The sequence below is a fragment of the Candidatus Streptomyces philanthi genome (assembly GCF_059553635.1).
Genome location: NZ_JCANQV010000279.1, coordinates 1 through 7,395, shown reverse-complemented (window position 1 = coordinate 7,395; position 7,395 = coordinate 1). Strand labels below are relative to the sequence as shown.

Genomic DNA, 7,395 nt, shown 5'->3' with positions numbered 1-7,395 from the left:
GACCGTCCGCATCACCGAACATCACCTCCCGCAGACCCCCGTCGAAGTGCCCCAGCACCTCATCCAACGCCTCCGCGAACACCGGGAACCGGCCGTACAACTCACGCCCCATCCCCACCCGCTGCGCACCCTGCCCCGAGAACAACACCGCGAGCCTGCCGCCGGCCTCCTGGGCGATGCCGCGGGCGATTTCCCGTACGCCCTGGTCGTCGGTGGTGAGGACCGCGCGGTGGGTGAAGGCGGCCCTGCCGGTGGCGAGGGAGTGGCCGATGTCGACCGGTGAGAGATCGGTGAGTGCGGAGATCCGCTCGATCTGTGCCCTGAGCGCGGCCTCGGACCGGGCCGACACGGGCCAGGGCACGAGGCCCGGTGTCGTGACGGGTTCCTGCGGCGCCGGCTCGTCCGTGTCGGGGGCCTGCTCGATGATGACGTGGGCGTTGGTGCCGCTGACGCCGAAGGAGGAGACGCCGGCCCGCCGGGCGTGCCCGGTGTCGGGCCACTCCCGCTGCTCGGTGAGGAGGGAGACGGTGCCGTCGGTCCAGTCGACGTGCGAGGACGGGGCGTCGGTGTGGAGCGTCTTGGGCAGGACGCCGTGGCGCATCGCCAGGAGCACCTTGATGGTGCCGGCGACGCCCGCCGCGGCCTGGGTGTGGCCCAGGTTCGACTTGACGGCGCCGAGCAGCAGGGGGTGCCGGCGGTCCTGTCCGTAGGCGGCGATGAGGGCGTGGGCCTCGATGGGGTCGCCGAGGGTGGTGCCGGTGCCGTGGGCCTCGACGACGTCGACGTCGGCGGGGGTGAGGTCGGCGTCGGCGAGGGCCTGGCGGATGACGCGCTGCTGGGCCCGTCCGTTGGGGGCGGTCAGTCCGTTGGAGGCGCCGTCCTGGTTGACGGCGGTGCCGCGGAGGATGCCCCAGACGTCGTGGCCGTTGCGGCGGGCGTCGGAGAGGCGTTCCAGGACGAGGATGCCGACGCCCTCGGACCAGCTGGTGCCGTCGGCCGCTTCGGCGAACGGCTTGCAGCGCCCGTCGGGGGCCAGGCCGCCCTGGACCGTGAACTCGGTGAAGGAGTCGGGGCTGGACATGATCGAGATGCCGCCGGCGAGGGCGAGGGTGCACTCGCCGTTGCGCAGCGCCTGGGCGGCCATGTGCATGGCGACCAGGGCCGAGGAGCAGGCGGTGTCGACGGTGACGGCGGGGCCCTCCAGGCCGAAGGCGTAGGAGAGGCGGCCGGACATGACGCTGCCGGAGTTGCCGGTGGCGACATGGCCGCGGACGTCGGCGCCGCCGGTGCCCTGGCGCAGGAGGGTCGCGTAGTCCTGGCCGTTGGTGCCGACGAAGACGCCGGTGCGGCTGCCGCGCAGGGTGGTCGCGTCGATGCCGGCGCGTTCGAACGCCTCCCAGGAGGTCTCCAGCAGCAGGCGCTGCTGGGGGTCCATGGCGAGGGCCTCGCGGGGGGCGATGCCGAAGAAGGGGGCGTCGAAGAGGCCGACGCCGTCGAGGAAGCCGCCTTCGAGGGTGGCGGAGGCGCCGCCGGCGAGGGCGTCGAGGTCCCAGCCGCGGTCGGCGGGGAAGCCGGTGATCGCGTCCTCGCCCTGGCTCAGCAGCCGCCACAGGTCCTCGGGCGAGCGGACGCCGCCGGGGAAGCGGCAGTTCATGCCGACGACGGCGATGGGGTCGTCGTCGGCCGCCCGGACGGCGAGGGCCGGTCCGTCGGCCTCGGGCAAGGTGCCGAGGAGTCCGGAGAGCAGGAAGTCGGTGAGGGCGGTGGGGGTCGGGTAGTCGTAGACGAGGGTGGCGGGCAGTTTCAGGCCGGTGGCGGCCGTGAGGGTGTTGCGGAGTTCGACGGTGGTCAGGGAGTCGAAGCCGAGGTCGCTGAAGGCGCTGTCGGCGCCGATGGCGGCGGTGCCGTTGTGTCCGAGGACGGCGGCCACCTGGGTGCGTACCAGGTCGAGGACGAAGCGCGGGCGGGCGGCCGGGGCGAGTGCGGAGAGTTCACGGCGCAGGGCCGGTTCGCGCAGGGCGGCTTCGGTGCCCGCGGTGGCCGGTGCGGCGCGGTGGAGTTCGGGCAGGTCGGCGACGAAGGGGCTGGGGCGCAGTGCGGTGAAGACCTCCGCGTAGCGCTGCCAGTCGATGTCGGCGAGGGTCTGCGTCGGGGTGCCGTGTTCGATGGCGTGGCGCAGGGCGGTGAGGGCGAGGCGGGGGGCCATGGGGGTGAAGCCGCCGCGGCGGACGCGGTCCTGGACGCCGGTGCCGTCGGCCGCCATGCCGGTCTCGGCCCAGGGGCCCCAGGCCACGGAGGTGGCGGGCAGGCCGTGGGCGTGGCGGTGTTCGGCGAAGGCGTCGAGGAAGGCGTTGGCGGCGGCGTAGTTGCCCTGGCCGGGGGCGCCGAGGGTGCCGGCGACGGAGGAGAAGAGGACGAAGGCGCTCAGGTCCTGGTCGCGGGTGGCCTCGTGGAGGGCGAGGGTGGCGGTGGCCTTGGCGTGGAGGACGGCGGTGAACTGTTCGGGGGTGAGGGTGTCGAGGGTGCCGTCGTCGACGATGCCGGCGGTGTGGAACACGGCGGTGAGGGGGTGTGCGTCGGGGATCTCGGCGAGGACGGCGGTGAGCGCGTCGCGGTCGGCGGTGTCGCAGGCCGCGACGGTGACCTTGGCGCCCAGTTCCTCGACCTGGGCGGCGAGTTCGGTGGCGCCGGGGGCGTCGGGGCCGCGGCGGCTGACGAGCAGCAGGTGCTCGGCGCCCGCCTCGGCGAGCCAGCGGGCGACATGGCCGCCGAGGGCGCCGGTGCCGCCGGTGACGAGGACGGTGCCGGTGGGGCGGTAGGTGTCGGGGGCCGGTGCGGGGCGGTGGTGTGCCAGGCGGCGGACGTAGGTCGCGGTGGTACGGACGGCGAGCTGGTCCTCGTCACCGTCGCCGGCGAGGACGGCGGCCAGGCGGCGCAGGGTGGTGCCGTCGAGCGTGTCGGGCAGGTCGACGAGACCGCCCCAGCGCTCGGAGTGCTCCAGCGCGGCCACGCGGCCCAGGCCCCAGATGGCGGCCTGGGCTGGGCGGGCCGGGTGCTCGGTGCGGTCGGCGGCCACGGCGGTGCGGGTGACGCACCACAGGGGCGCTTCGATGCCCGCGTCGCCCAGGGCCTGGACGGCGGTGGCCGTCAGCGGCAGGCCGGCGGTCGTGGCCGCGTCGGCGTTCCCGTTGCCGTCGCCGACCGTGGCGAGCAGGGACAGGACGCCCGTGAACCCGCCGTGCCCGGAGGCCAGTGCGCGCAGTCGTTCGGCCAGTTCCGCGCGCTGCGGGGCGGTGACGTCGAGGCGTACGGCCGCGGTGCCCAGGGCGCCGGTGACCGTGTCGAGCCAGGCCGGGTCGCCGTCGGCCGGTGCGAGGACCAGCCAGGTGCCGTCCGGGTGTCCGGTGGTGGCGGTGGTGAGGGCCTTCCAGGTGGTGCGGTAGCGCCAGCCGTCGACGGTGGAGAGTTCGCGGCTCTTGCGGCGCCAGGCGGAGAGGGCGGGCACGACGGTGGTGAGGGTGTCGTCGTCCAGGTCCAGGGAGGAGCCCAGGGCCTGGAGGTCGGCGCGTTCCACCGCCGACCAGAACTCCGCGTCCGCCTCGTCGGCGGGGTGTTCGGGGGCGGCGGTCGCCTCGGGCCAGTAGCGCTCACGCTGGAAGGGGTAGGTGGGCAGGTCGGTGCGGCGGGCGCCGCTGCCGTCGAACACGGCGTCCCAGTCGACGCGTACGCCGTGGAGGTGGAGCCGGGCCAGGGCCGTGGTGAGGGCCTGGGCCTCGGGCCGGTCGCGGCGCAGGGCCGGGACGGCGGTGGCGGGGTTCTCGTCGCCGGTGGTGCCGCGTACCGCGCTGCTGAGGACGGCGTCGGGGCCGAGCTCGAAGAAGGTCGTCACGCCGTGCTCGGTGAGCTGCCGTACGGCGTCGGCGAAGCGGACGGTGCCGCGGACCTGTCCGGTCCAGTACTCGGGGGTGGCGAGTTCTTCGTGGGTGAGGAGCGCGCCGGTGACGGTGGACACCAGCGGCACGGTGGGCGCGTGGCAGGTGACGGAGGCGACGGTGCGGGCGAAGTCCGCCAGCATCGGGTCCATGTGCGGGGAGTGGAAGGCGTGGCTGACGCGCAGGCGCTTGGTGCGGCGGCCGCGCTCTTGGAAGTGGGCCGCCACGGCGAGGACCGCGTCCTCGTCGCCGGAGACGACCAGGGACGCCGGGGTGTTGACGGCGGCGACCGCGGCCCGTCCCTCGTAGGGGACGAGTGCGGCGGCGACCTCGTCCTCGGTGGCCTCGACGGAGGCCATGGCGCCGCCCGGGGGCAGGGCCGCCATCAGGCGGCCGCGGGCCGCGACGAGGGTGCAGGCGTCCTCCAGGGAGAGGACCCCGGCGGCGTGCGCGGCGGCGAACTCGCCGATGGAGTGGCCGGCGACGTAGTCGGGGCGCAGGCCCCAGGACTCGGCGAGGCGGAACAGGGCCACTTCGAGGGCGAAGAGGGCGGGCTGGGTGTAGCCGGTGTCGTCCAGCAGCGCGGCCTCGGGGGTGCCGGGTGCGGCGAAGAGGATGTCGCGCAGCGGGCGGTCGAGTACGAGGTCGAAGCGGGCGAGGACGTCGTCCAGGGCCTGGGCGAAGACGGGGTGGCGTGCGGAGAGTTCGCGGCCCGTTCCGGGGCGCTGGCTGCCCTGGCCGGTGAAGAGGAAGGCGAGGCGGCCGCGGTCGGGGCTGCCGGTGAGCAGTGCCCCGTCGGGGCCGTCGTCGCGCAGCGCGGTGAGGGCGCGGGTGAGGGTGGCGGGATCGTCGGTGACGACGGCGGCGCGGTGCTCCAGGGCCGCCCGGGAGGTGGCGAGGGAGTACGCGAGGTCGGTGAGCGGGAGGCCGGGGTGGTCGGCGAGGTGGGTCAGCAGCCGTCCGGCCTGGGCGCGCAGGCCCGCCTCGGTGCGGCCGGACAGGACCAGGGGGACGGGGGCGGGGTCGGCCGGCAGGGCAGGCGGGGTGCCGGTGTTCTCGTCGGGCCTCTCCTCGGGGGCCTGTTCGAGGATGGTGTGGACGTTGGTGCCGCTGAGGCCGAAGGAGGAGACGGCCGCGCGGCGCGGGTGGTCGGTGTCCGGCCAGGGCAGCGGCTCGGTGAGCAGGTGGATGGCGCCGGAGCTCCAGTCGACGTGCGAGGAGGGCCGGTCGATGTGCAGGCTGCGCGGCGCGGTGGCGTGGCGCATGGCCATGACCATCTTGATGACGCTGGCCACGCCGGACGCCATCTGGGTGTGCCCGATGTTGGTCTTGACGGAGCCCAGGAGCACCGGGTGCCCGGGGTCGCGTTCGGGGCCGTAGGTGGCTTGCAGGGCCTGGACCTCGATGGGGTCGCCGAGGGCGGTGCCGGTGCCGTGGCCGTCGATGACGTCGATGGTGGCGGGGTCCACCTTGGCGTTGGCCAGGGCCTGGCGGATGACGCGCTGCTGGGAAGGGCCGTGGGGCGCGGTCAGGCCGTTGGAGGCGCCGTCCTGGTTGACGGCGGAGCCCCGGATGACGGCGAGGACCTGGTGCCCGTTGCGGCGGGCGTCGGAGAGGCGTTCGACGAGGACGAGGCCGACGCCCTCGGCCAGGCTCATGCCGTCGGCCTGGTCGGAGTACGCCTTGCAGCGGCCGTCGGCGGCCATCGCGCGCTGCCGGCTGAAGCCGACGAACGCGCCGGGCGTGGACATGATGCTGACGCCGCCCGCGAGGGCCAGGGAGCTTTCGCCGTTGCGCAGCGACTGGCAGGCCAGGTGCAGGGCTACGAGGGACGAGGAGCAGGCGGTGTCGAGGGAGACGGCCGGGCCCTCGAAGCCGTAGGTGTAGGAGAGGCGGCCGGACAGGACGCTGGAGATGGTGCCGGTGATCAGGTGTCCCTCGGCGCTCTCGGGGCTCGCTCCGGAGGCACCGTAGTCCTGGTAGCTGGCACCGATGAAGGTGCCGGTGGCGGTGGAGCGCAGGGTGGCGGGGTCGATCCCGGCGCGTTCCATCGCCTCCCAGGAGGTCTCCAGCAGCAGGCGCTGCTGGGGGTCCATCGCCAGGGCCTCGCGGGGCGAGATGCCGAAGAAGGAGGCGTCGAAGTCGGCGGCGTCGTGGAGGAAGCCGCCCCGGGTGGAGTAGGTGTGGCCGGCCCGGTCGGGGTCGGGGTCGTAGAGGGCCTCGGCGTCCCAGCCGCGGTCGGTGGGGAATTCGCCGGTGGCGTCGCCGCCCTCGGCGACCAGACGCCACAGGTCCTCGGGGGAGGTGATGCCGCCGGGGTAGCGGCAGCTCATGCCGATGATGGCGAGGGGCTCGTCGTCCGCGGCGGCCGTGGTGTGCGCGGCGGTGGCGGTGGTGCCGGTCGCGGACCCGGCGAGGGAGGCGCGGAGGAAGGCGACGAGGGCGAGCGGGTTGGGGTGGTCGAAGACCATGGTGCTGGGCAGGGCGAGCCCGGTGACGGCGGCGATCCGGTTGCGCAGGTCGACGGCGGTCAGCGAGTCGAAGCCGACGTCGCGGAAGGCGCGCTGTTCGGAGAGGACGTCGGGTGAGGCGTGGCCGAGGGCGGTGGCCGCCTCGCCGCGTACCAGGTCCAGCAGGACGCGTTCCTGTTCGACGGGGGCCATGGCCAGCAGCCGGGCGGCGAACTCGCTGCCGGAGTCCGGGGTGTCGGCGCGGTCCTGGACGAGCCGCTGGATCTCGGGGAGGTCGTCGAAGAGGGGGGTGGGCCGGGCGGCGGTGAAGACGGGGTAGTAGCGCTCCCAGTCGACGTCCGCGACGGCGAGGACGGTCTCGTCGCCGTCGAGGGCCTGCCGCAGGCCGGTGAGGGCCAGCTGCGGGTCCATGAACACCAGGCCGCTGCGGCGGATCTGGGCGGGGTCGACGCGGCCGAGCTTGAGGTCGTCGGCCCAGATGCCCCAGGAGACGGCGGTGGCGCGGGCGCCGCGGGCGCGGCGCTGTTCGGCGAGCGCGTTGAGGTAGGCGTTGCCGGCGACGTAGGCGGCGTGGGCGCCGCTGCCCCACATGCCGGCGGTGGAGGAGTACAGGACGAAGGCGTCGAGGTCGTCGCCGAGGAGTGCGTCCAGGTGCCGGGCGCCGGTGACCTTGGCGTCGATGACCTTCACGAAGTCGTCGGGGGTGGACTCGTCCAGCGTCGCGAGTTCGATGGTGACGGCGGTGTGGACGACGGTCCGTACGGTGCGGCCCTCGGCGGTGAGCGCGTCGAGCATCCCGGCGACGGCGTCGCGGTCGGTCAGGTCGCAGGCGACGACGCTCGCCTCGCAGCCCCGTTCCTCCAGTTCGCGGACGAGGTCGGCGGCGCCGGGTGCGGCGGGGCCGCGGCGGCTGGTGAGGACGATGTGTTCGGCGCCCTGGTCGGCGAGCCAGCGGGCCAGGTGCGGGGCGAGGGTGCCGGTGCCGCCGGTGA

The 7,395-nt window shown here is 74.8% G+C and carries 1 protein-coding gene; it reads right to left on the bottom strand.

All coding sequences use genetic code 11. The features are described 5' to 3' along the window. A partial coding sequence (locus AC51EU_RS24455) for a type I polyketide synthase (RefSeq protein ID WP_496269218.1) occupies positions 1-7,395 on the bottom strand: 7,395 nt, incomplete at both ends.